General features: G+C 39.2%; 24 protein-coding genes and 1 riboswitch. Of the genes, 7 read left to right on the top strand and 17 right to left on the bottom strand.

Translation table 11 applies throughout. From position 1 onward, the window contains the following. The first annotated feature begins 126 nt into the window (after nucleotides 1-126). Nucleotides 127-282: a hypothetical protein gene (locus tag V4T18_RS02495; RefSeq protein WP_332646192.1), complete on the top strand. Its 156-nt coding sequence runs from the start codon at nucleotides 127-129 to the stop codon at nucleotides 280-282. Between the two features lie 158 nt (nucleotides 283-440). Beyond that, a complete protein-coding gene (locus V4T18_RS02490; protein ID WP_332646190.1) occupies nucleotides 441-1,007 on the top strand; it encodes a beta-class carbonic anhydrase in 567 nt (188 codons plus the stop codon). A 52-nt stretch (nucleotides 1,008-1,059) separates the two neighbouring features. Here the strand turns inward: V4T18_RS02490 and V4T18_RS02485 are convergent, their stop codons facing one another. The 3 genes from V4T18_RS02485 to V4T18_RS02475 all read right to left on the bottom strand — a co-directional run bounded on the left by V4T18_RS02485 (nucleotide 1,060) and on the right by V4T18_RS02475 (nucleotide 4,324). Then, a complete protein-coding gene (locus V4T18_RS02485; protein WP_332646188.1) occupies nucleotides 1,060-1,671 on the bottom strand; it encodes a GNAT family N-acetyltransferase in 612 nt (203 codons plus the stop codon). After that, entirely contained in the window at nucleotides 1,631-3,424 is a 1,794-nt protein-coding gene (locus V4T18_RS02480) for a M3 family oligoendopeptidase (protein ID WP_332646186.1), read from the bottom strand. Before V4T18_RS02480 ends, V4T18_RS02485 begins: the two co-directional genes overlap by 41 nt. A 96-nt stretch (nucleotides 3,425-3,520) precedes the next feature. Next, nucleotides 3,521-4,324 carry a polyphosphate kinase 2 family protein gene (locus V4T18_RS02475; RefSeq protein WP_332646184.1) on the bottom strand — a complete coding sequence of 268 codons (804 nt, stop codon included), beginning with the start codon at nucleotides 4,322-4,324 and terminating at the stop codon, nucleotides 3,521-3,523. A 111-nt stretch (nucleotides 4,325-4,435) separates the two neighbouring features. Between V4T18_RS02475 and V4T18_RS02470 the strand changes: the two genes are divergently transcribed. Next, nucleotides 4,436-5,161, top strand: a complete 726-nt coding sequence (locus V4T18_RS02470; RefSeq protein ID WP_332646182.1) for a tryptophan-rich sensory protein — start codon at nucleotides 4,436-4,438, stop codon at nucleotides 5,159-5,161. 68 nt (nucleotides 5,162-5,229) lie between these two features. Here the strand turns inward: V4T18_RS02470 and map are convergent, their stop codons facing one another. Together map and thiT are read right to left on the bottom strand one after the other, a co-directional pair. Next, on the bottom strand, nucleotides 5,230-5,982 hold the full coding sequence (gene map, locus V4T18_RS02465) for a type I methionyl aminopeptidase (protein WP_332646180.1): 753 nt from the start codon (nucleotides 5,980-5,982) through the stop codon (nucleotides 5,230-5,232). Nucleotides 5,983-6,048: 66 nt separating this feature from the next. Next, a complete protein-coding gene (gene thiT, locus V4T18_RS02460) occupies nucleotides 6,049-6,606 on the bottom strand; it encodes an energy-coupled thiamine transporter ThiT (RefSeq protein ID WP_332646178.1) in 558 nt (185 codons plus the stop codon). A gap of 99 nt (nucleotides 6,607-6,705) precedes the next feature. Continuing rightward, nucleotides 6,706-6,812, bottom strand: a riboswitch (TPP riboswitch). A gap of 127 nt (nucleotides 6,813-6,939) precedes the next feature. On the opposite strand from thiT, the gene V4T18_RS02455 reads away from it, so the two are divergent. Both V4T18_RS02455 and V4T18_RS02450 read left to right on the top strand, forming a co-directional pair. After that, the gene (locus tag V4T18_RS02455) at nucleotides 6,940-7,266 is read left to right on the top strand and encodes a DUF4870 domain-containing protein (protein ID WP_332646175.1); all 327 of its coding nucleotides are present in this window, start codon (nucleotides 6,940-6,942) and stop codon (nucleotides 7,264-7,266) included. 77 nt (nucleotides 7,267-7,343) lie between these two features. Then, on the top strand, nucleotides 7,344-7,469 hold the full coding sequence (locus tag V4T18_RS02450; RefSeq protein ID WP_332646173.1) for a hypothetical protein: 126 nt from the start codon (nucleotides 7,344-7,346) through the stop codon (nucleotides 7,467-7,469). 50 nt (nucleotides 7,470-7,519) lie between these two features. Here V4T18_RS02450 and V4T18_RS02445 read toward each other — a convergent pair whose 3' ends face one another. The 11 genes from V4T18_RS02445 to V4T18_RS02395 form a co-directional block, all read right to left on the bottom strand. After that, complete coding sequence (locus V4T18_RS02445; RefSeq protein ID WP_332646170.1) at nucleotides 7,520-10,597, bottom strand: SMC family ATPase; 3,078 nt, start codon at nucleotides 10,595-10,597, stop codon at nucleotides 7,520-7,522. Further along, nucleotides 10,594-11,763 carry an exonuclease SbcCD subunit D gene (locus V4T18_RS02440; protein WP_332646167.1) on the bottom strand — a complete coding sequence of 390 codons (1,170 nt, stop codon included), beginning with the start codon at nucleotides 11,761-11,763 and terminating at the stop codon, nucleotides 10,594-10,596. The genes V4T18_RS02445 and V4T18_RS02440 overlap by 4 nt, the downstream gene beginning before the upstream one ends. Nucleotides 11,764-11,874: 111 nt before the next feature. Continuing rightward, complete coding sequence (locus tag V4T18_RS02435) at nucleotides 11,875-12,444, bottom strand: YitT family protein (RefSeq protein ID WP_332646297.1); 570 nt, start codon at nucleotides 12,442-12,444, stop codon at nucleotides 11,875-11,877. A 50-nt stretch (nucleotides 12,445-12,494) separates the two neighbouring features. Continuing rightward, on the bottom strand, nucleotides 12,495-12,935 hold the full coding sequence (locus tag V4T18_RS02430; protein ID WP_332646164.1) for a hypothetical protein: 441 nt from the start codon (nucleotides 12,933-12,935) through the stop codon (nucleotides 12,495-12,497). A 97-nt stretch (nucleotides 12,936-13,032) separates the two neighbouring features. Next, the gene (locus V4T18_RS02425; protein ID WP_332646160.1) at nucleotides 13,033-13,944 is read right to left on the bottom strand and encodes an SGNH/GDSL hydrolase family protein; all 912 of its coding nucleotides are present in this window, start codon (nucleotides 13,942-13,944) and stop codon (nucleotides 13,033-13,035) included. 15 nt (nucleotides 13,945-13,959) lie between these two features. Next, nucleotides 13,960-15,189 (bottom strand): aminopeptidase, encoded by a 1,230-nt coding sequence (locus tag V4T18_RS02420; RefSeq protein ID WP_332646157.1) that lies wholly within the window; start codon nucleotides 15,187-15,189, stop codon nucleotides 13,960-13,962. 3 nt (nucleotides 15,190-15,192) lie between these two features. After that, complete coding sequence (locus tag V4T18_RS02415; protein ID WP_332646155.1) at nucleotides 15,193-16,416, bottom strand: DEAD/DEAH box helicase; 1,224 nt, start codon at nucleotides 16,414-16,416, stop codon at nucleotides 15,193-15,195. Nucleotides 16,417-16,583: 167 nt separating this feature from the next. Then, nucleotides 16,584-17,810 carry a carboxylate--amine ligase gene (locus V4T18_RS02410; protein WP_332646151.1) on the bottom strand — a complete coding sequence of 409 codons (1,227 nt, stop codon included), beginning with the start codon at nucleotides 17,808-17,810 and terminating at the stop codon, nucleotides 16,584-16,586. Nucleotides 17,811-17,999: 189 nt separating this feature from the next. Next, nucleotides 18,000-19,283 carry an ABC transporter permease gene (locus V4T18_RS02405; RefSeq protein WP_332646149.1) on the bottom strand — a complete coding sequence of 428 codons (1,284 nt, stop codon included), beginning with the start codon at nucleotides 19,281-19,283 and terminating at the stop codon, nucleotides 18,000-18,002. Beyond that, a complete protein-coding gene (locus V4T18_RS02400) occupies nucleotides 19,273-19,968 on the bottom strand; it encodes an ABC transporter ATP-binding protein (RefSeq protein WP_332646147.1) in 696 nt (231 codons plus the stop codon). The genes V4T18_RS02405 and V4T18_RS02400 overlap by 11 nt, the downstream gene beginning before the upstream one ends. 193 nt (nucleotides 19,969-20,161) lie before the next feature. Beyond that, nucleotides 20,162-21,652 carry a class I adenylate-forming enzyme family protein gene (locus V4T18_RS02395; RefSeq protein ID WP_332646144.1) on the bottom strand — a complete coding sequence of 497 codons (1,491 nt, stop codon included), beginning with the start codon at nucleotides 21,650-21,652 and terminating at the stop codon, nucleotides 20,162-20,164. Between the two features lie 101 nt (nucleotides 21,653-21,753). Here V4T18_RS02395 and V4T18_RS02390 point away from each other — a divergent pair, with 101 nt between their 5' ends. Both V4T18_RS02390 and V4T18_RS02385 read left to right on the top strand, forming a co-directional pair. Further along, nucleotides 21,754-22,335, top strand: a complete 582-nt coding sequence (locus V4T18_RS02390; RefSeq protein ID WP_332646142.1) for a metallophosphoesterase family protein — start codon at nucleotides 21,754-21,756, stop codon at nucleotides 22,333-22,335. A gap of 141 nt (nucleotides 22,336-22,476) precedes the next feature. Further along, on the top strand, nucleotides 22,477-24,132 hold the full coding sequence (locus V4T18_RS02385; protein WP_332646139.1) for a ribonuclease J: 1,656 nt from the start codon (nucleotides 22,477-22,479) through the stop codon (nucleotides 24,130-24,132). Nucleotides 24,133-24,306: 174 nt separating this feature from the next. On the opposite strand, the gene V4T18_RS02380 is transcribed toward V4T18_RS02385, so the two are convergent. Continuing rightward, nucleotides 24,307-25,737: a SpoVR family protein gene (locus tag V4T18_RS02380; protein WP_332646136.1), complete on the bottom strand. Its 1,431-nt coding sequence runs from the start codon at nucleotides 25,735-25,737 to the stop codon at nucleotides 24,307-24,309. Between the last annotated feature and the right edge of the window lies 1 nt (nucleotide 25,738).

Raw genomic sequence — 25,738 nt, 5'->3', positions numbered from 1 at the left:
TCTTTCAAAATCTCGACAAACTTTTAGGAGATTAATCTTTTTTCATGAAATTAGTCTACCATTTATATAATTAGTTCAGTATAATTGATTCTAGGAACACTTATACTAGGAAGGAGACATCTTATTATGCATTATCCAACAGGTTCTGTATTCTATACAACTGTATTAGGTTTTTCTGTAGTAATCTTAATTTGCTTATGGTTCTTCATTCACTATTTACGTGTGGGATTAGATTCACACGATTCAGTACGTATCGATTCTAAAGCAAACGAACATAAATAATTAACAGAGGCAGTCGCAAATGCGGCTGCCTTTTTAATTCTTTTTTAAGAACCAGATGCCTTTATTTTTTCATTTTTTAAACTTAAATATGTTATTATTGTTTGAATTCTCTTACATTTCGATTAAAATAATCTTGTTAAGAAAGGGGTAAAAAAACTATGTCGTCATTAAAAGATATACTTAACTATAACCAAGCGTTTGTAGAGGATAAACAATATGAACCTTATATTACAACAAAATATCCGGATAAGAAAATCGTCGTGTTATCTTGTATGGATACTCGCTTAGTCGAGCTATTACCTAAGGCCATGAATTTACGTAATGGTGATGTTAAAATTGTAAAAAGTGCTGGTGCTATCGTAAATCATCCTTTCGGAGGAATTATGCGTAGCTTACTTGTAGCAGTGTACGAATTAAAGGCAGATGAAATATACATTATCGGCCATTATGATTGCGGTATGAGTGCAGTTGATCCTGATGTAATGATTTCACATATGAGAGAACGTGGAATTAAACAGGAAACATTAGATACTGTCTCTTATTCAGCGATTGATTTACGTGATTGGTTACGCGGCTTTGGTGATGTTACAACGAGCGTGTTAAAAAGTGTCGAGCTTGTACGCACACATCCACTAATGCCTAAAGGTGTCCCTGTTCACGGTCTAATCATTGATCCAGGTACAGGTCGCCTAGACTTAGTACGAGACGGAAACGAACATCTATAAAATAATGAACGACGTAGAAATATCTACGTCGTTTTTTGATTGAATGAGCAAGCTAGCCTCGCCCAGATTGCTGCTTATAGTCCTCTTGTAAAATGGCATACATATAATGATCTACCCATTCTCCGTTAATAAAAATCAACTTTCTTAACAGGCCTTCTTGAACAAAACCACATTTTTCTATAACGCGTATTGATGGTGCATTGGTTGGCGCAATATACGCTTCCACGCGGTGTAGCTTCACAGATGTAAAGGCTAACCTCAAAACTAGCTGTACGGCCTCTGTCGCTATCCCTCTACCAACATAATGCTGATCCATTGAATAACCGACAAACGCACTTGAATAAGGAATACGCTTAATGCCATACAATGAAATATGACCAATCAGCTTATTAGTGAAAATATCATATATTCCAAAGGAAAACTCACGGTTCATCGACAGTAACTGTAAGCTTTCTAAAATTTTCTTATATTGCGCCTCCTCCGTATAAAATTCATCCCGGTGTAAAGGCTCATAGGTGGACCAAAAATATTTATTTTTCGCTAAAAGAGCAGCTAACTCTCTAGCATCCGACTCAACAAATGTTCGCAAATAGCATTGCCTTCCATCGAGTCTCACGAAGCGATCACCCTTCTTCCGCAGTAAGCCTAATAAACTCTTCCACATCTTTTATACAGAGCGCAATGCCCTTCTCCCAAAATTCTTGTTTTGTAATATCTTCACCTAAATGCTTCAACGCCAAATCCTCTACCGACATCACAGCTGTGTCCTGAAGTAACGAAATATACTTTTCTTCGAATGCATTCCCTTCTTCCTGAGCCTTCCCATAAATGCTTAATGAGAAAAGATAGCCAAAAGTATACGGGAAGTTGTAAAATGGCACTCCTGTAATATAAAAGTGAAGCTTTGAAGCCCAAAAATGCGGGTGTGTTTCTTCTAATGCGCCCGCAAATGCTTCATGCTGCGCTTCTTCCATCAGCTCATTGAGTCGTTGAGAGGACACAACTCCTTTTTTACGTTCTTCATAAAATCTCGTTTCAAAAAGGAAGCGAGCATGAATATCCATAAAGAAGGCCACAGAACGCTGTAATTTACTCTCTAGTAAATTTAACTTTTCGCCTTTCGTTGTAACTTCTCCTATAGCTGCGTCTGCAATAATTGTTTCAGCAAATGTTGATGCTGTTTCTGCAACGTTCATTGCATAACGGCGATTTAATACATCTACAGGACGAAGCGCGTATGAATGGAAGGCATGACCGAGTTCATGTGCAAGCGTCGATACATTGGACAGTGTACCTGAATAAGTCATAAAAATACGCGACTGATTTGCGACCGGCAGTCCTGTACAAAAGCCTCCTGGTCGTTTATTTGGACGGTCCTCCGCTTCAATCCATTCATTCTCAAATGCTGTACGGGCAAAGGCTTCTAGCTTCGGTCCAAATGTTCCAAAATGCTTTAGTATAAATTCTGCTCCTTCTTGATACGACATTTTAGGTGCCTTACCTACTATTGGAGCATTTAAATCGTACCAATCCATTTTTTCTTTACCTAACATACCTGCTTTAATCTTCAGAAAACGTACAAAAGGTTCTTTATTATTCGCGATTGCGCCCCACATAGCATCAAGCGTCTCTTTTTTCATACGATTTACTTGTAGAGGCTCCTGTAGTACTTCATTCCAGCCGCGCTTTTTGTATGTTGTTAAACGGAAGCCCGCTAAATGATTCAATGTTTTCGCGAAGAATTCTTCCTTCTCTGTAAACACTTTTTCAATCGCTTCAAAGGCATTTTTTCGTACTGTTGCATTCTGATGGGCACTTAAATTATTTGCTTGACCGATCGATAAAATTTGCAAATCCCCATCAACATCTACTTCAACCTTAATGTCACCAATCAATAAATTATACATTTGTCCCCATGCTGAATAACCGTCAACACTTAACGCAGAAATTAATGCTTCCTCATCCTCGGAAAGCTTTTGCTTCGCCTGCTCGCGCCATTCTGTTAAGATAAATGAAAATTTCTTTAGCTCCGCCTCTTCAAGTAATTGAATAAACTCAGCCTCTTTTATTTCAGCTAAAATTTGCTGGAAACGTAAAGTGGCTGGTGCAAAGCTTGCACCAATCGAGCTTAATTTATTTTGTAATAATAGAGCCTTTGTATCCTTTGTATTTTGCGCTGTCAAGCATGAAAGCATACCGCCTGCATGTGATATTTCTACTAGTACATCTTTCATTATATTCAATGCTTTTGTAATTTGTGTTACTGACACCGGCTGCTGTAAAGACTTTAAATATGAGAAAAAGCTCTCTACTTTTTCTGGTAATGCGTCTATAAATGCTTCAAATTCAGCTGATTCACTTCCACCCTCAAAAAATACATCTAAATCCCAAACCTCTGAGTATTTCCTTGTAGTCATATGTTATGCCCCCATTTCAGATAATCCATTTCAATTTATTATTGTAGGTTATTTTACTTCTTTTTCACTTTCAGTATATAAGTAATGTAAGGCGTTCTAATCTTTTGATTCTTGAACAATTTCTTCTAGTTCAGCTAGCGCCTTAGCACCTTTCTTTTCGAATACATTTGAAATATGTAAGCCACGTTTTGTTGCCTCTTTTTCAATATGATTAATCGTTTCCTGTAGCACTGCAATACGTGCATGAAGTTTATTATTACCAGGAATTAAAGCCCATGGTGCATTTTCTGTATCTGTATGCTTAAAAGTATCATCTGCCGCCAATACATAATCATCAAATTTATCACGATTACGCCAATCCTCATCTGTTAGCTTCCACGCTTTATATGGGTTCGTAGCTCGATCATTAAAACGTTTCAATTGCTCTTCCTTATCAATGTGAATCCAGAATTTTAAGATGATATAATCGCCATCTGTTAATAAGCGTTCAAAATCATTTATTTCTTCGTATGCACGCTTCCATTCCTCTTCTTTTGCGAAGCCTTCTAAACGTTCTACTAGAACACGCCCATACCAAGAACGATCAAAAATTGCGATTTGTCCATGCTGCGGTAACTTGCGCCAAAAGCGATGCATGTAATTATAACGTAGTTCATGAGGCTGAGGCGCCGATATAGGGTGTACTACATAACCTCGCGGGTCGATTCTTTCTGTTAGGCGTTTAATAGCGCCCCCCTTACCCGCAGCATCCATTCCTTCAAATACTAAAATTAATCCGATTTTCTTGTTGAATAAAAATTGCTGTGCGTTTAACATTTCATATTGGAGTACTTTTAACTTTTTTTTATACATTTTTTTATCTAGCTCTGACGATAAATCTAGATCTTTTAACTTTTTCATTATTCTCACTCCTTTTGATTATTACCTTATATTCTAATCTATCATGGGTTTAAATGGTATTTATTGTTGGGAACTAATTAAATATATATTTTTAAAGAAAGGAGACGATTTATGGGGCGTCGCATTTTACTTTTAATTTCTTTATTAACGATGACCGCTTACACATTAACAGCTATTTGGCTTGGTATAAATAATGCTACAACGATCACCATTATTGAATGCTTACCGCTATTATTTTCGCCTGCTCGCTTTGTATATTGTTTTTCATTCTTCTTGTTTGCTAGCCTATTTATTTTTATTTGGCAGACTCATAAAAATAGACAATCCATTTTTGCATTGAGCAGTAAGCAAACAACGTTATTTATTGGAACATGTTTTTTACAAAGCTTATTCTTTTATGAATGGCATAATGAACACTTAATAATTGCCACTATTTCATTTGTCGTTAGTCTCATTTCTTTGTTCGGACTTTATATTACGTACCCACTTAACAAGGAAAGTATCCAGTTCCGTATTCCAATATCACTATGGCTAGGCTGGAGTTTATTTTTTACTCTTGTGATTGTTAGCTATATGATTATGTACTACGAATGGAAGGGCTTTGGCTTAAGCAACGGCTTATGGGCTGTCATTATGCTATCGCTTGGTACTGCAATCGCCCTACATTTGCGTTATCATCATTTTGACCGCGTGACACCAGGCATATTTATTTGGTGTTATGTTGGTATTGCTATTACAAATGGCTTTGATGAGCTATTCGTTACGACGGCAGCTTTATTTTTATGTGGTGTGCTCGCTACGGGAATTATTTTCATAAGGAAGAAAAGTACTGTCTAAAAGAAGCTTCTCTTTTAGACAGTTTTTTATATAGGAAAAGCTGCAGGTTATATCCCCGCAGCTTTTTTTTAATCTTCTAGTGTTGTTAAAATAATCGGCTTATCTTTCGTTACGATAATGGAATGCTCGATTTGTGCTACTAACGATTTATCAGGAGTGATAAAAGTCCAGCCGTCGCCTGCTTCTACAATATGCTCTGCTTTTGCTGAGATGAATGGCTCTACTGCAAGTACCATTCCCTCTTTCATAATTGTAGAATCCCAAGCATCATAGTAATTTAAAATATGTTCTGGCGCCTCATGAAGTGATTTACCTAATCCATGACCTGTTAAGTTCATAATAACTGTTAAACCATGATCACGGGCCTCACGCTCAACCGCTTTCCCAATTTGGTTTAATTTGGAGCCTGCTTTTACCTTTAGCATCGCACGATCAAATGCTGATTTTGCAACCTGACAAAGCTTTTCCTTATCTTCGTAACCATCCCCAACAACGAAAGAAATTCCTGTATCCGCAAAATAGCCATTCAAGGAGCCTGATACATCGATATTTACTAGGTCGCCTTCTTGAATTACTTTTGCACCTGGAATTCCGTGGGCTACTTCATGATTTACACTAATACATGTAAAGCCGGGGAAGTCATATTCACCTTTTGGACCAGATATTGCACCAACCTCTTCAAACATACGACCAGCAATTTCGTCTAGATCCTTTGTTGTTACACCTGGTTTTGTAGCTGCCTTCATTTCTTCACGAATTTCAGCTACTATACGTCCGATTTTTTTAAATGCATCTATTTCTTCTTGTGTTTTTACGATCATACTCATATCCCTCTCTATCGAAAAGTTTCCTTAATACTATATCATATTCAAAAGAGAGTAGCCTACTTATGCTTTTTGTAACAGTTTTGGTGAGGACGTAAATAACATGGAAGCTGCAATTGCAGTTAAAATAATGGCAGGAATCATATAAGAGCTATTGTAAATAATAGAATAAACCCACACATTTTGATCTCCAGCATATTCTGCAAAGAACACAACACCTGCAATAAGGTGGGCGGCAAAGCGAATAGAGCCGCCAAGTACTGTTCCTAGTACAATATAAAAGACCATTTCTCTCATTTGCCCATTACTAGTAGCGTGAAGTAGTGGTCTGCGAATAACAGCAGCTAAGCCAACTGCAGTAAAAGCAATCCCGTAATCAAGTAAGCCTTGGACCCAATGATAGACATGTGCTCCAAATGCTATTTGTAGTACGCCAATTAATACCCCCGTCGTGAGCCCCGCTGCTAGCCCCCAACGAATGGCCATTAGTACGATCGGAACCATTACTAAGCTTACTGAGCCTCCCTGTGCCCAAATTGTAAATGTTAGCTTATCTAGAATAAGCCCAATCCCTGCAAAAATCGCAATTTCCACCATCATTAATAAACGTTTTTTGTCCATTTTTCAATCTCCTTTTTTTGTTCCGATGTAGAACTAGAACACAAGGAGGATATGAAATAGAAAAAACGACATTAGGACAGAGCCTAACATCGTTATGAAGTCGGTTTCTATCCACATCCCTACGCAAGCTTTAACTTACAGGTTCGAAGGGTCAGTGCAGCTGTGCACAATCTCAGCCGACTTGCTCGGCCCCCCTTGTGGTAATACATCATGTAATTGTTGAACAGCTCCATTTTAAGTGAACATTCTACTATAATCAAGTATGAATTAATCGAAACTTTTATGCCTATTCATCCGTAAACTAGTTAATAATACTACTTGGGAGGGGTTTTTATGAATAATTCAAAAGGTTTAAGTGCATTGAATTATTTTAGTATCTTTTTTGCTCCGTTTATTGTACCGATTGTTGTGTATTTTGTTTCACATGATTCTGAAGTAAAACGACATTCAATTCGCGCTTTACTTTCACATATCATCCCAATTATTCTTGCTATATTTTTATTTATCGGTATTTTCGCGTTAGGTATTTTTTCTAATGAGGCGGTCAATCTCGGCGATTCAGCATTTTTTTCCTGGATTATAGCCTTCGGTGTATATATGCTTATTAATTTCGCCGTTATTATTTGGAACGTTATTGAAGGTGTAAAGGTACTTCGTTAACGTTTATAAAGTAAATGCAATTGGGTATATTAATCACACAAATTACAATAAATATGTATAGGCAAGGAGTGCAGAAAATGAAATTAGGAAAAATCGTCAAAACAGCTATGAGATGGGCACCTGTCGTATATCCAGTTGTAAAAAAAGCAATTGATAGTAAAAAGGCAAGTCCAATAAAGTCAGCAACAACTAGAAAAAAATAATTTTTAAGGGTACATTTCGTCAAACATATCGACGAAATGTACCCTTGTCTTTATTTTAATAGTATCTTTGTTCGACTATAGCCTTCTTTTAGCTTCTCAACTTCTAAAATGGCAGGGATGGCTGCCTTTAGCTCAGCAACGTGTGATATCACACCGATTATACGTCCTGATTTTTGAAGATCGATTAAGGTGTCAATAGCACGCATTAATGACTCTTCATCTAGCGAGCCAAATCCTTCATCAATAAACATCGTATCAATACGGACATTCCCCTGGAAGCTTTGAATCACATCTGCCATTCCAAGCGCCAAACAAAGAGACGCGTTAAATTTCTCTCCACCGGATAACGTTTTTACATCACGTGTTTGACCAGTATAGCTATCATACACATCCAGACTTAGACCACTTTGACGACCATGTGATTCTTGACGATCAGAGCAAACTAATCGATATTGACCGTTTGATAAATGATGTAGACGAATATTTGCTGCCTCTGTAATCTGCTCTAAATACCCCATCTGTACGTATCGCTCAAAAGAAACCTTTTTTGAATTTTGACCGCGTAGCATGTTATATAAATCGACTATTTCGTTAGAAACCCTTTCGAGTGTATCAATTTTTTCAGCCACTTCCTCGAGCTTGTCAGTATAATCCACACAGTTGCGGGCACAATCCTTAGAGACGTTAAGCACATGATATGCCTGCTCGTATGCTAGCTTTAATCCCTGGAGCTCATTAGATAGAGCTGTTAAATCGACTATTTCCTTCCCTTGTAGCGAACCATTCTCTTCTCTAACAAATTCCTTTAATGCATGAAGCTCATTTGTAAAATTGATGTATTGTTGCTGCAAAAGGGCGATTTGTTCCTCACTGCGCTTCGCTAAAGAAAACTGTTCAAAGGAGGAAAAGCCTGCTGCTGAAAGCTCCGTAGTAAATTGTGCTTTAGCCTTCGATAACTTTTCTTGAAGTCCTTGTTTAGCTTCCTCCGTTAGCTTTAACGCTTCCTCTGTTTTTGTAATCGTCATACGTACTGAATCGTACTGTTGCTGTGCCTGTTGAAGCGCCTGCTGTAATTTACTAAGGTTTTGCTGAGCTGCATATAGTGCCTCATTTAATGTTTTTAAGTTTGGCAACTCAGTTGGAATTGCCTTGCTTTTTTGCTCTAGTACCGCCTGCTGCTGTACTAAGCTCTGTTGTTGCTCATAATAATGTGACTCATCATTTACCTTTTCTACCTCAAGCTGCTCCACCTGCTGCTGTAAATCCTTGTATTGTTTTTTAATTACTATTAATTTACGAGTTACTTCTTGTAGCTCCTCAACATAGCGGGTTACTTCTTTATAATTTACTTCCTGCTCTTCTCGGTCGATTGGATGTACATTATAGCCTGCTAACTCCGACTGAAGTTCTTCCACTATATTTAAAGCGGCAGAAACATTTCCTTGTAGAGAATATTTTTGTTGCTCAGCCTTCTCTAATGTATTCTTAAGCCCCTTTAGCGCCACTTCATCGACTGCCTGAAGAACAACTTGATGGATGGATGCATGCTCCTTGCTACCACAAACTGGACAGGGAGCTCCCGGTACTAACGTAGTGGCTAAATGATAGGCCTGATTATTTAACCATTCTTTTTCTTCGGCGTCGTAGGCTACCCTTATTGTTTGGTATTTCGAATCTGCCTCCGAATATTCTTTCTGTAAAAGTTGTGCAGAATTTTCCGCTTTTTGAAGCTTGGCAAATAGAGCTATGATTTCTTTTAATCGCTGCTGCTTTTGCATCGCTTCTGGGAGCTTTGCTGTTTTATGCTCCATTTCCTCGATAAGGGTTGCTCTCTTTCCTAATTGATCCTTTTTTTGCTTCAATTCATCAGACTTTGTTACGATTGCACGATGCAACACCTCAGTATGTTCCTGCAACGTCGTAACAGCTCCTGTAAGGTTATCAATTTCTTCGTAAAGGGGTTTGATCTTTTCAAGCTCCGTTATTTTCTGAGTCAAATGATCTCGCTCTACCTCCCGATTACTTTCGGCTAACAGTGTTGCTTCTACGATACTTAACCTCTCCTGTGCTCTGTGCAGGGTTTCGGCTAAATTGGAGCAAGCTTCTGTTTTCTCCTGTAGTTCAGCCGCAGTTAATTTACATACTTCGAATATTGGATGGAGCTTAGCGGCTTTATTTGCAGCCTCAATCTCCGCCTTTTTCGCTTCAAATAATGGTAGCTCCTGCTCCTTATTCGAAAGCTGCTCTTTTTTCTGCATTAAGCTAGTAATCCGTTCATTTAACTTTTCGCTTACAATGTATTGCTGTTGCTTTTCGTGATGAGCATTAAAGCTTTCCTTATATAGCTTTTCATCCACCATCACTTTATCCTCGTAATATTTTCTTTCCTCGTCTAGTGCCTCTTGGATTTGATAAATATTTGCTTGTCCCTCTAATCGTTCGAACAATAGAGATTGCCGTAGGGGTAAAGCACCAGATAGTTGGTCTATATAGCTATCTCGCATTGCTCTAGCAGTACTTGCTTGCTGCTCGGCTAAGCGCTTTTTTTCCTCAAGCTTTTTCGAAATATTGCCATAGCGCTCCGTTTTGAAAATTTTTCGTAAGATCACTTCTTTATTTTCAGATTGAGAAGTGAGAAGCTTCCGGAACTCCCCCTGCGGCAGCATGATGATTTGATTAAACTGGTCATACGATAGGCCAATTATCTCCTCAAGCTTTTGATTAATGTCCGTTACCCTCTGTCGTTCCACTACCTTTATTTCTTCACCATCTGGACCGATTTCTACAAGGGCATAATCCTCTCCTGTTGGTGTTTTACGACCTTTTTTCACATGGGAAAGCTGTCGCAATACTCGGTATGTTTTACCCTGCACCTCAAAAATCAGCTCTACAGCAGTATGCATACTATCCTCTGCAAAATCACTGCGCATTGATTTGTTTTCTTTTCGATCTTGTCCACTGCCAGCACCATATAATGCAAAGGTAATGCCATCAAAAATCGTTGTTTTTCCTGCGCCTGTTGCTCCTGAAATTACGAATAAGCGATTATCCTGCAGCTCGGTAAAGTCAATTACTTCCACACCCTTATATGGACCAAAAGCGCGCATCGTAAGTTTTATTGGCTTCATTTTATTCCGACCTCCTGACTTTCTCGTTCTTCTGCTAGCATTTCATCTAGAGCCTCCTGAAAAATTTCTAGGGCTATATCACTTGGCTGATTGCCTGTCATTTCCGTTACAAACCCTTTAAATAGCGTGACATCATCAAGCACATTACGTTTTACAATTTCTCCCTGATGCACTCGCTCTACATGCATCGTTTTTCGCTCCACGTGCATTGCATTCTTATAAACAGTACGAATTTGCTCCATTGCACCGACAATTGGCGTAATATCATTTAAACGCACAAAAACATAGTCATCACTTTCTTCATGACGTAAAATTTCCTGTAGAGTCCCCTCGATAATACGTACATCACGTAAAGGTGTAAGCTTTCGTTTTTCAACCTGTACTGAACCGTCAGCGGCTAAATCAATAATAAGAAACCCCTTCTCGTGAGTAGCTTCAGATGATGAATACTTCAACGGTGAACCTGCATAACGAATGTTTTCGTGCAAAACAAAATGGGCTCGATGGAGGTGACCAAGCGCCGTATAGTGAAACGGCTCAAAATACTGTGCATGTACACATTCCGAGCCGCCAATAGCAAGCGGCCGTTCCGAGTCACTTGTGTTGTCCCCTTTTTCTCCGTATGGTGTAACAAATGCATGGGCAACTGCAATATGTCGAGCATTTGAATTCATCCCTTGTTGGATTCTCTCAATTATTTTTTTCATTGCATCATCGTAAGTAGCGATTTCCCCGTCCTGAAGTACGTTCCGGACAATGGAAGGCTCTGCAAATGGAATTAAATGAAAATGAACTTCTCCATGCTCGTCCTGTAAAACGACTGGCTGTAAGTTTTCCTTCATGTCCCCAACAATATGCAGCCCCGTTTCCTTCATGAGCTTACTACCAAACTCGACACGTGTCGGACTATCATGGTTACCAGCGATAGCAACAACCGGAATATTTCGCTTCAAGACAATTTGGGCTAATGTTTCATCCAAAAGGTCCACTGCTTCAACAGGAGGAATGGAGCGGTCGTATAAATCGCCCGCAATAATGATAGCATCCGGTTTTTCCTCGTCAATCGCTCTAATAAACTGTTGCAATACATACCGCTGATCCTGCGTCATATATATACCTTGAACAAGTTTTCCTAAATGCCAATCCCCTGTATGAAAAATTTTCATCCGAAACGCCTCCTTAGTTTTTGTTTTATTGTAACACGAGAAAAAAAGAAAAGACCACATTTCACGAACAAACATTCGTAAAATGTAGCTTTATGTTCAAGAAATGAAGCATTAGCTTTTCCGTGTAATCAGGCTGGTCGTAATCCCTACAACTAGTATTGTAATAATTGAGAGTAAAAGGGTGCTCGAGGATAATAGAAGACCACCTAAAACAATTACGATTGAATCAATAAAAAAAATGAGAATACCAACATTAATTCCGGTTTTATCACTTATAAATTGTGCCAATAAATCTGTTCCACCAGTACTTGTTTTATAACGAAGCATCAAACCAATTCCATTTCCTATAAAAATCCCACCTAAAATGGCGCTAAAAACACCATCAATATGTACGGGAGAACGTATAGGCTTGAAAAAGTCGATCATGACAGAAGAAATAAGTAAGCCATGTAAGCTGTTATAAAAATAAAATCTGTATTTAAACCATGCGAGGACAAAAATAGGTGCGCTAAAAATAATGATCATGAGACCAATTTTCATATTAAAAATATAATGTGCAATTAAGGCTAGTCCGACGATTCCTCCGTCCAAAATTTCGAACGGCGTTAGAAAGAGGTTTATGCCGATCGCTAAAAAAATGCTACCAATCACGATAACTATGGATTTCTTTAGAAAATAAATACGTATCCCCCCAGCAACTGGACATGCATATATTTTATGAACGTCAGGGATCAAACATGATGATTTTGTAGGGATAAAAATACTGTTTTGAGATGCGGATTGTTGTTGTGAGGATGGGGGGCGGCTTTTGTGCAGATAGACTCTGCTTTTGTTCGGTTGGACATTCCTTTTGTGCGGATAGCACCCGCTTTTGTGCGGATAGCACCCGCTTTTGTTCGGTTGGCTCCCTTTTGTGCGGATAGGCTCGACTTTTGTTCGGATGGGCACTCCTTTTGTGCGGATAGTACCCCCTTTTGTTCGGTTGGCTCCCTTTTGTGCGGATAGACTCGGCTTTTGTTCGGATGGACACTCCTTTTGTGCGGATAGCACCCGCTTTTGTTCGGATGGACCTGGCTATTGTTCGGTTGGCTCCCTTTTGTGCGGATAGACCACTCTTTTGTTCGGATAGACCTGGCTATTGTTCGGTTGGCTCCCTTTTGTGCGGATAACACCTATTTTAGATCTGATAGACACTCCTTTAGGTCGAATAAAAATCCTGCAAATGAAATCATCATTTTCGCAAAATCAAAAAAAGATTCTTCCCTAAAACTAAGAAAGAATCTTTTTTCCAAATAGATTATGCCATTTTTTATAGCCGTACAATCCAATATACTCCTGGAGCGGCTTCGCTATCGCAACTTCATCGACGACTTCAGCTTCCGCTCCAGAATCATTACTAGATTGAAGACCCAATAATTCTTCAAAAGATTTCGGATTTGGCTTTGGTAGCTCTGCAAGAGTCATTTGATAGGTAGCTGAGCCAGCATACTCGTTCAAAAAAGCATTCGCCATGACTAAATAGCCGGCCATATTCGGATGAATATCAGTTGCATTTGGTAGGTAATTAACAGAATTCTTGTCAAAATCCTGGGCTACCTCTACAAATTGAGCACCAGCCTCTACTGCAACTGACTTTAGTATAGTATTTAACAGTTGTAATTGATCGGCTACCCCTGCTTTTTGTGTTTCGTGAACATGGATATATGGAAAATAATATCCCATAACATAAATTTGGGCATTCGGTGCCTTTTCCTTTAGTACCTTTAATAGCTCTGTAAAATCCTGCCGCGCTTTATTTAAAGCAAAGTTAGCCGTCATTTGTGAATAGCTTAGCGAGCCGGCTTTCGGATTGTAGGAAACGAGTGGCAATAAATCGTTGGCTCCAGCAGAGACGGTTATAAGCGTTGCATTTGCAAGTACCGCCTGGGCTGGCTCTGATTTTACACGCTCTAAAACATCGTCTACAGCATAACCGGGAAAGGCAAGTTCTTTCGTATAAGCCGTTAACTGACCATATTTTGTTAGCTGTAAGGCTATCAAATCGGCATACCCAGAATCAATTTCTGAATAGGGTGTTTGTCCGGCTGCCAAAGAATCTCCGAGCGCAACATACACCTCTTTGGCAGAAGTGCTCGAAGTAAACAATAGGAAAGCAAAGAGTAACAGACTAATCCTTTTCATGTGAATTCTCTCCGTTTAAAAAGCCCAGCTACCGTTGCGGAAAATCGGTTGGATTGTGCCGTCCGCTAGCTCGCCATCGATATCCATTTCGCCACTACCTATCATGAAATCCTCATGTGTAATCGATGTGTTAATGCCTAGTGACTCAAGCTGCCCTTGCTGAAGCTCTCGCCCACCCTCATAACAAGTTGGGTATGCCTCACCAATTGCTAAATGATTCGAAGCATTTTCATCAAAAAGAGTATTGTAATATAAAATATTCGAAGCGGAAATTGGTGATTCGTGTGGTACAAGTGCCACCTCACCTAAATAGCTAGAGCCTTCGTCAGCATTAATTAATTGCTGAAGGAGCTCATTTCCTACTTCAGCATGTGCCTTTATTATTTTTCCTTTTTCAAAGGTTAACGAGAACCTATCAATAACATTTCCTTTAAAGACAAGCGGCTTCGTATTTTGTACGACACCGTTCACGCCATATTTTGCTGGCATTGTATAAACTTCCTCTGTTGGCATATTAGCAATAAAAGTAGTGCCAGCAGGTGTTTTACTGCCTCCAGTTAGCCATAAATGCTTTTCAGGCAGCTCGATCGTTAAATCTGTACCTGGTGCCTTATAATAAAGCTTCTTATATTTTTTCGCGTTTAACTGTGCTGCACGTGCCTCTAAGCTTTCAACATGTGCATGCCAATTCTCTACTGCGCTGCCTTCGCCTATACGAACTGTATTAAAAATCGCATCCCACAGTGCATCCACTTGCTCCTCCTCAGGTAGATTCGGGAATACCTTTGCTGCCCACTTTGATGAAGGGACTGCAATAATGGACCAAGCGATATCATCGTTCATAACAGCTTTCCGATAGTTTTCTAGTGCTTTACCAGCTACCTTTTGCTGAGTAGCGATTTTTTCAATATCAATACCAGCAAGTAAATCTGGATCTGCCGCATCAATCCACAGCAATGCCCCGCCACGCTCAATGAGCTCATCTCGCTGTGAGGCAATCCATTTAGGGAACTTTTCAATTTCTTCAACCGTTGTATTTTCGTAAAAGGCACGCTCAAATACTGCATCTGTTAAATTGACCTGTACACGGCCTGCACCAGCCTCGTACGCCTTTTTAACAACAAGGCGTGTAAATTCCAGCGTATCTGTCGACGTGTTAATAAGTAAGGTTTGCCCCTTTTGAATGTTGACCCCAACCTTTACAGCTAACTCTGCAAATTCCGCTAATTTCTCCTCAAATGTCATCCCTTATTTCCCCTTTTTAAATGTTTTCTTCGGATAGCTTTTACCATTCGTTGCTGACTTAGCACTTTGATTGGCTGTTTTCTTCCCCTTTGCCTCCTCTATCGTTTTTGAATTACCTTCGATCAACTCACCCATATGCCAAATTTTCTGTACAGGCTTTCCTGGAATTTCTCGTGTCCATTTTTTATAGGTTTTTTCGTCCTTATAGGAAAGAAGCGTTAATACTTCGCCATCGGCACCAGCGCGTCCAGTACGTCCTGAACGATGTAGGTATTGCTCGATTGTTCTCGGTACATCCACGTGAATAACATGTGTTAATCCTGCAATATCTAAACCACGTGCAGCAATATCTGTGGCAATCAAAATACGTGCCGTTCCTTTGCGGAATTCATCTAACGCTTTTTTACGCTCTTCCTTTTTCATATCCGAATGAAGTGTAACGATTGGTGCTTCCTTGTACTTTAGCTTTGTTTCCTTCATTAATACTTGATCGATATTATTAACAAATGCCAACCCTCGTACTCCTTCAAGATTAGAAAGGCGACGAAGCATATCCGTTTTATCTCGCTCATCTACCTTTACAAATGAATGTACTACTTTACCAACCTTCACCATATCTTCAGGCTTAATTTTAATATTGATTGGCTCAAACATTAGTCGCTCTGCTACTAGCTCAATTTCCTCAGTAATTGTTGCCGATACAACAACAACTTGACGTCCGAAAGCTGCTCCATCAATAAATGATTTCACGACTACTCGGTATTCCCGGCTCAGTAGCTGATCACATTCATCTAGCACAACCGTTTCAATTTCTTTCAGCTTCAGCTTACCAGCACGAGCTAATTCGTTTAAGCGACCTGGTGTACCAACTACAATCGTAGGCTTTTTCTTTAGCTTTTCAATTTGTCGTGCAGAGTTTGCTCCACCGATTAACTGCTGTACGGAAATATCAGTACCCGCTGTCCATTCACGAATAACCTCTACAATTTGCATTGCTAGCTCCTGTGATGGTGCCACAATTAAAGCTTGTGTTTGCTTTTTCGAACCGTTCACTTTATTTAAAATCGGTAATACATACGCTAGCGTTTTACCAGAACCTGTTGGCGATTCTGCTACAATATCCTTTCCATCTAACATTGCAGGAATCATTTCTTCCTGAATTTTCATCGTTGTCTCAAACGACCATTTATTTTGAATTGTTTCATTTAATAATTGGATAACAGACATATTTATAACCACCTTTATATACTTGCGTTTAGTGTACCATATTCTTTCATCTATAAACGAATGTACCTCCACTAAAAATAGAAAAAAACCTGCCGAATGACAGGTTCAATACATTTGTTATTTAAGCGAATCCAGAGACGACACATTGTTTTATGCTCGACCCATCTTTACTCTGACAAATCCTTATTATTAATGTGTTTCTTATAGCTTCTGTAATAGCCTAATCGGTTCAGCGTTAATTTAGTCCAACGCTTTGGATTCATATCCTGCTCGTAAAATAATGAATTAGTGAACTTACCTTGACGAATTAAGCTTTTTGCTTCTATTTTTAATTTTTCATTTGAGGCATATTTGAACAATATATTCTTAGGAAGGATCATCCATAAATGCTTGTCCTGCACATACGTTAAGCTATGATGAATATGTAGCATATGATCATCCGCTATGTATTGCATAAGATTATGACCACTTGCTGTTACAAAATAGCTGGACCGACTATTTCTTATACTCATTTTTAGTAGTTTATATTGCCCATCACGGGAATCGTATTTAAACGTAAAGCTTGCTAACCCTGTATAGCCAATGCCCTCAAGGAAATAACGTACCCCATCCATTAGCTCTTGGTCATATGTTGTTATAATGGCTCCATAGCTCCCAATCCCTTCAGGTAAATGCTCCTGCAGCATAGGATTGCCAAGAGCGAGTAGCTTTGCCTTTCCATTCTTATCAACATACGCATCTAGCACACGTAAATTCGTGTCATCCCCAGGAATATACTGCTGTACAATCATTTCATCTTGATATGTTGAACTATAAATGGCCTTTAGTATCGCTGTTTGCTCAGCATGGTCCTGTGCTATAAAAACTTTTTTTCTTGCCGGAAATGCATAATCCCAAAAGGTTAGTAAGTTTGCTGGCTTCATAATAATTGGATAATCGAATGGTGGTGTAAAATGTTCAAAATTATGTATCGACACAGTTGTTGAAGTTGGATAAGAAAAATTGTATTTGTCCCAGTGGCGCTGGAAGCCTTCTACCGAGAGTAGCTCTTCCATTAATGCTTTCGAAATATAAGGAACGGTGAAGTGCTTCTCTAGCTTTTCTTTATTCCGAATAATCAGTTGAGCATAGTCATCTCCACATGCCAAAAGTAAAAGCTTTCTGTTAGGGATTTGCGCTGCCACTTTTTCAAGTTCAGGTAAAAAGACCTCTTGGCTATTTAACTTATCGATTCTATAAAAGGTTAGTATACGACTATCCTGTGTAGCTGGTAGTTGTGAATTTCCTAGAACGAGTGGCTTTAATCCATATGCTTCAAAAAAAGCACGAGCCATCCCGTAAGCATTCATGCCAGAACCTAATAATACTGGTAAAAAAGCTTGCTCTTTTTCCATTGCCCATTCAACTCGCTTCTGTTCAATTTAATTGTAAGTGTATCATACTTTAAACGAAGGGGATGGGGAAATTGTTGCAATCCCTTTATCCACAAAACGGAAAAACTCCCCTTGAACTAAAAAGAAATCCTGCATAGGATCATTTTAAAAGGGGTTCATTTCTTTACCGAAATGAACCCCTTTTACTTCTTATAATTCCTGTCTTAAAGCATTGATTACTTCAATTTTTGTAGCCTTTCGTGCTGGTCGCCAGCCTGATAAAATGGCGACAAGTAAGCTAATGCCCCCTGCAATAATTACTAAACTAACTGGAATTAGCGAGAAGGTAATATCGTAGCTTGCTAAGTCCTCATCAGATAATGCATACGATACAACATGTGGTAATATCGCATTCACTCCATAGCTAATACCATAGGATATAACGATTGCTAAGCCCGTTCCTAACAGTCCGATAAATGCGCTCTCCATTAAAAATAATCGCTGAATTAATGCAGGAGATGCACCAATTGCTTTTAGCACGCCAATCTCACGTGTACGCTCTGTCACTGCCATTGTCATCGTATTAAAAATTCCGATAGAAGCAATTAAAATGGCGATTGTTCCAATAAACACAAGACCAATTTTAAAGATTAGGAAGAATAAATCCATCTGCTCTAATTGCTCTACTACTGAATATACTTGATACCCTTCCTCTTTTAAGTTATCTAGCACGGGCATGACATTTTCAATTGAATCTACATAAATCTTTGTTTCTGGATATGTTGCTAATGTCGGGAATAGCTCATGCAAGCCTTGTTCAAACATAACGGAAGAATCAATATACCAATCATAGGAAGGCTTTTCTAATACACCGACAACCTTAAACTCTTGGGATTTCTTAAAGCCTGCTTCTTCACCTGTTTCAAACTCAATCGTTACTGTCTTTCCGATAATATCCCCTTTAAAGCCTTCTTCCTCACCGTTATACCACGTGCCGTTTTGTTCTGCCTCTTTATTCTTGCGCTCGATTTCAGCCCTATCCGCTTCATTTAGTAAGTTTTGTGCATAATGATAGCCTACAACGATTTCATTAGTTGCCTTTGGTAAACGTCCCTCGCTTAACTTTGATGGTAATTTTGCCTGTCCATCCATATCAACAATTGATGCTTGAGAGTAGCCTGTACGATCCTCGAATGTCGATGTTATAGAAGAATTAAGTTGTAGCTTATTTAACACGACATTGACATGCTCTAAATCATTGATCCACTTTTCATCTTCAGCCGTTAAGCTTTCCTCACCCCATAGCTGAATTTCTGTTACTTCTTCTTGATTTAACATTTCACCACGCATTGTTTCCTGTATTCCGAAGCCGACTGAAGCTAGTACGATTAAAAATGCACAGCCGATCATTGCCGCTAGTACCGTCATAGTCACTCGTAGCTTATTTTTACGCATATGCTGTAGGACAAATAATAATTGATCTTTAAATAACATGTTGTATTTCCTCCACTAATACGCCATCAGACATGCGAAGTGTTCGATCCGCTATGGACGCTACTTCCTCATCGTGTGTAATAATGACGAATGTTAAATTGTTTTCAATATTTAGCTGCTGCATAAGCAGTAAGATTTCTTGCTCCGTTTGCATATCTAAGCTACCTGTAGGCTCATCCGCTAAAATAATCGGAGGATTCGTAATCATCGCACGCGCAATCGAAACACGCTGCTGCTGCCCACCCGATAATTCGTTTGGATAATGATCGGCTACTTCTGTTAAACCGACTTTCTTTAATATCTCCTGCACCTTCTTTTTACGAATGGCTGGGTTTACCCCTTTTAGCTTTAACGGTAGCTCAATATTTTCTACGACATTTTGTCCCGGTAGCAGCTGAAAGTTTTGAAAAATAAAGCCGAAGTTATCTAAACGAAATGCCGCGCTCTGCTTTTCATTAAACCCTGCTGTTTCAACACCATTCACAACAATCGAGCCTGTATCTGGCTTTAAAAATCCAGCAATAACTTGTAGCAAAGTTGACTTACCTGAACCACTTTTCCCTACAATCGAAACAATTTCTCCCTCCCTTACTTGAAAATGAATGCCTTTAAGTACATCCACCTTCTTTTCCTTTCCCTTTTTCCCAATACTAAATGTATGCTGTAATGAATTTACTTCTATCACACTATCCGTCCTTTCAAAACTGACTTATTAAACTGTTACTACTAGTGTAAATGGCAATTATGAAGACTTGGAAAGGAGGTTTATGAAGAATTTCTTAAGAAAAATGAAAAAGCACTTAAAGGATGCTCGTTCATCCTTTAAATGCTTGGATCTACTTATAAACTTACGATGCAATGATTACTAACGATGCCCACTACACATTTTGTTTCGGTCTCAGTGTATGCTTCAATACTTTGCCAGATGCATTTCGTGGCAGGCTATCAATTAAATCCACCTCATACGGTACTTTATATTTTGCTAGCCTTGCTGCTACATAATTTAAAATTTCTCTTTCACTTACCGTTTCGCCTTCCTTTAATACAACAAAGGCTTTTGGCACTTCTCCATAAACCTCGTGAGGAATACCGACTACTGCCGCCTCAAGCACTTGCGGAATTTGGTACAATACCTCCTCTACCTCGATTGGATAAATATTTTCCCCGCCTCGAATAATCATATCCTTTTTTCGGTCGACGATATAAAGGAACCCCTCTTCGTCAAAGCGGCCTAAGTCGCCAGAATGTAGCCAGCCATCTCTTATAGCCCTCGCTGTTTCCTCTGGATTGCGTAGATAACCCTTCATTACTTGCGGACCACGAACAACAATCTCCCCAACTTCACCCTCCTGCACAACCTCACCATCCGCATTAATTAGCCTCACGTCTGTACAGGGTAATGGTTTGCCGACTGAGCCTACTTTTGTTAAGGCATCGCTATCTAAAAGAGTTGTCGCTGCTGGCGTATTTTCTGTTTGACCGTATAAATTTTGCACCTTTACTTTCGGGAATGTATCCTTTAAGCGCTTTACGAGCTCGTACGGCATTGGTGCGGCCCCATAGCAAAGTAGCCGTAAGTGCTCAAAGCTATACTCTTTTAGCTCTGGCTTCGTTAGAAGAATCGTATACATCGCAGGTACACCAAAGAAAATCGTTGCCTCGGTTTCTACTAAATTTCGTAATGTCCGATGAGGAGAAAAAGCTTCCTCGATAATAACCGTCCCCCCCTTATACATGGTCGGTACAGCAAATACATGGCTGCCTGCACAGTGGAACAACGGTGTACAAATATACATCCTATCCTCATTAGTCATATTCATTGATTCCGACCAAATTCTTGCCGTCTCAAAAATATTGCGATGCGATAGCATGACTCCTTTAGGCTTACCAGTTGTTCCTGACGTGTACATAACAACTGCTGTATCCTCCTCCTGTAACGATACGGAACTCTGTGCTTCAAAGGAATCCCCTGCTAAAATCTTCCGTATATCTTGCATGTTCAGCTCTTCCTCAAAAGAGTATTTAGATTGTTCAAGGTTAGGGGCTAATCTATCATCGAAAAGTAATGCCCTTGCTTCTGAGTGTGAAAATAAATATTCGAGTTCGGGTGTTGCTAGCTTTGTATTAATTGGCATCACTGTACAACCAGCTAATTGAACGCCATAATATACAGCCATAAATACATCTGAATTTAACATGTATTGTGCAATAATATCCCCTTTCTCGTAGCCTCGACTCCTAATATAGCTAGCTATTTTAAGTGCATTCTCATATAGCTCACGATACGTCCATTGTCCATTTTCAAAAACGATTGCAGTATCATCTGGCTGATTTTGTGCATGCTGAGCTAATATATTTGTCATAAACATATTGAAAATCCCCCTTTACGAAATGATGAAGAATAACAATCAAACTACTTATTTCATATGAATATTTTTATATTAAAATGACTATATGACATTTTTTAGAGGTGATTATTTTGCAATATGCATTGCTAGGAGATTTACATTCTCACTATAAAAATACGAAGGCCGTTTTACAGCATATTAAGGAGATCCATCCGAATGCAGAAATTATTGGGCTAGGCGATTTATTTGAATGTATAATCGGGAAACGAAAGGCAGAAAGTATACGAGGAGCTAAATTGCATGAGGCTGCAAAACTTTCAGACAAATTCCTACAGCTACTTACATTCTCTTCTGTTATCGGAAATCAAGAAGAGAGAATTGCAATGGTGACAGGACTCCAGCAATTTTTAAACTATGAAGGTCAAATTGTCATTGATGGAGCTACAATTATGCACGGACATCAATTTCTATGGGATGAACATTTCGAGCCTACATTCCCTGAGGTACATACGCCACTATTATTTTTTGGGCATAGTCATCGCGCAGCAATTTATATCGACGGTGTCCGAACTGCGATCCGTTATAATGAAGAAATTTACGTTGGCGACCGGTCATATGCAATCAACGTTGGCGCCGTCGTCGAATCACGTGACTGGTGTCTATATGACAGTGAGAAAATGTCTGTCACATTCTATCAAGCGTAACGAAGGCGACTCTCCTAAAGAATCTCTTTTTTACTTATCCTTCACTCAGTCGTATAGGTTGAACGGCTTAGAGCTATACTAAATCTTGTTATAAATAAAAGTATTTATAAAAGACATTCGTATAGGATAGGAGGAACGAGGTTGGACAATCAATTATCAGTTTTTGCCTTAGGTGGGATTAATGAAATCGGCAAAAATATGTATGTTATTCAATATGAAGACGATATTGTTGTGATCGATTGTGGCGCTAAATTTGCTGATGGAAATATACTAGGTGTGGATTTAATTATTCCGGATATTGCTTATTTACAGGAAAACCAAGATAAAATCCGTGCGTTAATCGTCACACATGGGCATGAGGATCATATTGGTGGCATTCCTTATTTGCTAAAAAAAATTAATATCCCGATTTACGCCTCTCGTTTTACGCTCGGATTGATTGAGTTAAAGCTTAAGGAGCATAAGCTGTTTAGAGAAAGCACATTAGTGGAGATCCATTCTGAATCAGAGCTACAACTTGGCAAAATCGATGTTAGCTTTTTCAAAGTGAGCCATAGTATACCGGATTGTCTTGGCATCGTCTTCCATACACCAGAAGGGAAGGTTGTTCATACAGGGGATTTTAAATTCGATTTAACACCGGTCAATGACCAATCCTCAGATATTCATAAAATGGCAGAGCTCGGTTCTGAAGGAGTTTTACTGCTTATTTCTGAAAGTACAAATGCAGAACGTTCTGGCTCTACACCATCAGAGGGGCTAGTGGGCAGACATTTAGATGAGGCGTTTAAAAATGCAAAACGAAAAATTTTTATCTCGACATTTGCCTCTAATGTTAATCGGGTTCAACAAATTGTCGATGCTGCCCAAAGAACGAATCGGCGACTAGCCCTACTCGGTCGAAGCATGATTAATGTTGTTTCCGTCGCTATCCAGCGTGGCTATTTAAGAATTCCTAACTGGATGCTTATTGAAGCGCGCGATGTGAATCAATTCCCTCCTGAAAAGGTTGTTATTTTATGTACAGGCAGTCAAGGAGAGCATCTAGCTGCATTGTCTCGTCTGTCCAGCGGCAATAATCGAGATGTAAAAATTCACCCTGAAGATACAGTCATTCTCGCTGCTTCCCCGATACCCGGCAATGAAAAGGATGTATCTCGGGTTGTAGACAATTTATTTAGATTAGGTGCACATGTAATTTACGGCTCCTCTTCAATTACTGGTATGCATGTATCGGGACATGGCTATCAAGAGGATTTAAAGCTGATGCTAACATTAATGCAGCCAGAATATTTTATTCCGATTCATGGTGAATATCGAATGCTTCACATCCATCGACAATTAGCTGAAGCAGTAGGTGTCGAAAAGGGACATACTTTCATCTTAAACAATGGGGATGTTGTGGATTTCGGAAAGGGTGATGCAAGGCAAACGAGAAGTGTGCCTGCCGGAGATACATTCGTGGATGGTATCGGCATTGGAGAGGTTGGTGCTATTGTTTTACGTGATCGAAAACAGCTGTCCGAGGATGGTATGCTCGTAATAGTTGTCACGATCAATAAATCGGATGGCACTCTAGTTTCTAGTCCTGATACGATATCCCGTGGCTTTGTATATGCAAAGGACGCCGAAAAACTTATTAAAGATATAAATGATCTTGTAGCTGTTACAATTAGTAATTTTAATGAGGCCAATGTATATGGGATGAAGCAGGCTATCAAGAAAAATATCGGGCAGTTTTTATTCCTACAAACAAAAAGAAAGCCCATGCTCCTGCCGATCATTATAGAAATTTAAGCTTTTCGATTAATTACGGGAAACTTTCTATTATCTTGCTTAAAGTTTCTATTAACTTCCCTAAACTTTCTATTATCGACAAAGAATCTTCTGTTAACTAGGTATTTTGTTCGATAATCAAAATACCTCTCTGCAAAAAAACGCCCGTGAATATTACGATTCACGGGTTCGTTTTTATATCATTCGACGATAATTCTTTTTTCCATCATACGTATAAACAGCTGGTTTATCCTCAATTATTGTTTGGATATGAACGGGTCTACCCCAAAGCCTATAAATATTCGGTAGAACATGCTCTAAATAATGTGGATCTAGCTCCATACCTTCATAGCCATGCTTTAAAAATAACTCACCATTTCTTAAATAGTCCCCATTTTCAACCACGATATACGGGAAGCCTCCATTTACCCGCATCGACACGAGCTGATCACGTACACGCTCATAGTCCTTATCGGAAACTCGATAATCATTTCCTTGCTTCTCAAATAAATATAAATCCTCCTGCTTTACTAAATCCTTTGTTAAATAGTTGCGAATAAATGAAATATCAGACTCAATTTCTCGCACTTCATAAATTTTTTCGCGACCCGAATTCGGCTGAACACCTAGTTTTTTCATTTCTTCTGTTGGTTCATTATACCGTTTTTCAATATCCTCAAATATTTTCAATCCAAGATAATAAGGATTAATCGTCGTTTTTGAAGGTTGCACAACCCCCGCGTTTAGCTTGGCATATTCGATTGTTTCGGCCGTCGTTAAATTGAGCTCTCGCATAATCCGTTGATGCCAGTAGGAGGCCCAGCCTTCATTCATAATTTTTGTTTCTAGCTGTGGCCAAAAATATTGCATCTCCTCACGCATCATCGTCAACACATCACGCTGCCATTCCTCTAGCTCACGACTATGCTGCTCGATAAATAACAGTAAATCCTTTTCTGGCTTTGCGGGAAATGGCTTTCTTGCTCTTTTTAATGGTTTTTCGTCTTCCTCTCCCTTATCTAAGCCCCAGAGGTCATCATAAGGTGATTTCGATACAATTTGCTCTTCGTCATCCTCCTCAGAATCATAATTCAGCAAGTTGGGGCGTAAGATAGAGGGGTCGATATGCTCTTGGATGGATAATACGGCATCTAAAAACTGTTCTACCTCATCTTTTCCGTAACGTTTTTCATACTCCGCAATCCGTTCTGCCGTTGCGGTCATACTCTCCACCATATCTCGGCGAGTGTTGGAGAATCGAATATTGTTTTTAAAGAAATCACAATGGGCTAAAACATGCGCGATAATAAGCTTATTTTGCGTTAACGTATTCGTATCCAGTAAAAATGCATAGCAAGGATTGGAGTTGATTACTAGCTCGTAGATTTGGCTCAAACCTAAATCATACTGCAGCTTCATTTTATGAAACTGCTTACCAAAGCTCCAATGTGTAAAACGAGTAGGCATCCCATATGCACCAATCGTATAAATAATATGTGCCGGGCAAATTTCATAACGCATCGGATAAAAATCAAGACCAAAGCTTAAGGCAACCTCTGTAATTTCCTCAATCGCTTTATGAAGCTCTTTTTCCACGTTGACCCCCCCAAATTTTGTGGACTTCATG

The sequence above is a fragment of the Lysinibacillus sp. 54212 genome (assembly GCF_036662795.1).
Classification (GTDB): domain Bacteria; phylum Bacillota; class Bacilli; order Bacillales_A; family Planococcaceae; genus Lysinibacillus_B.
Note: the sequence above shows the minus strand (reverse complement) of the source record. Positions and strands in the feature narration are given on the sequence as shown.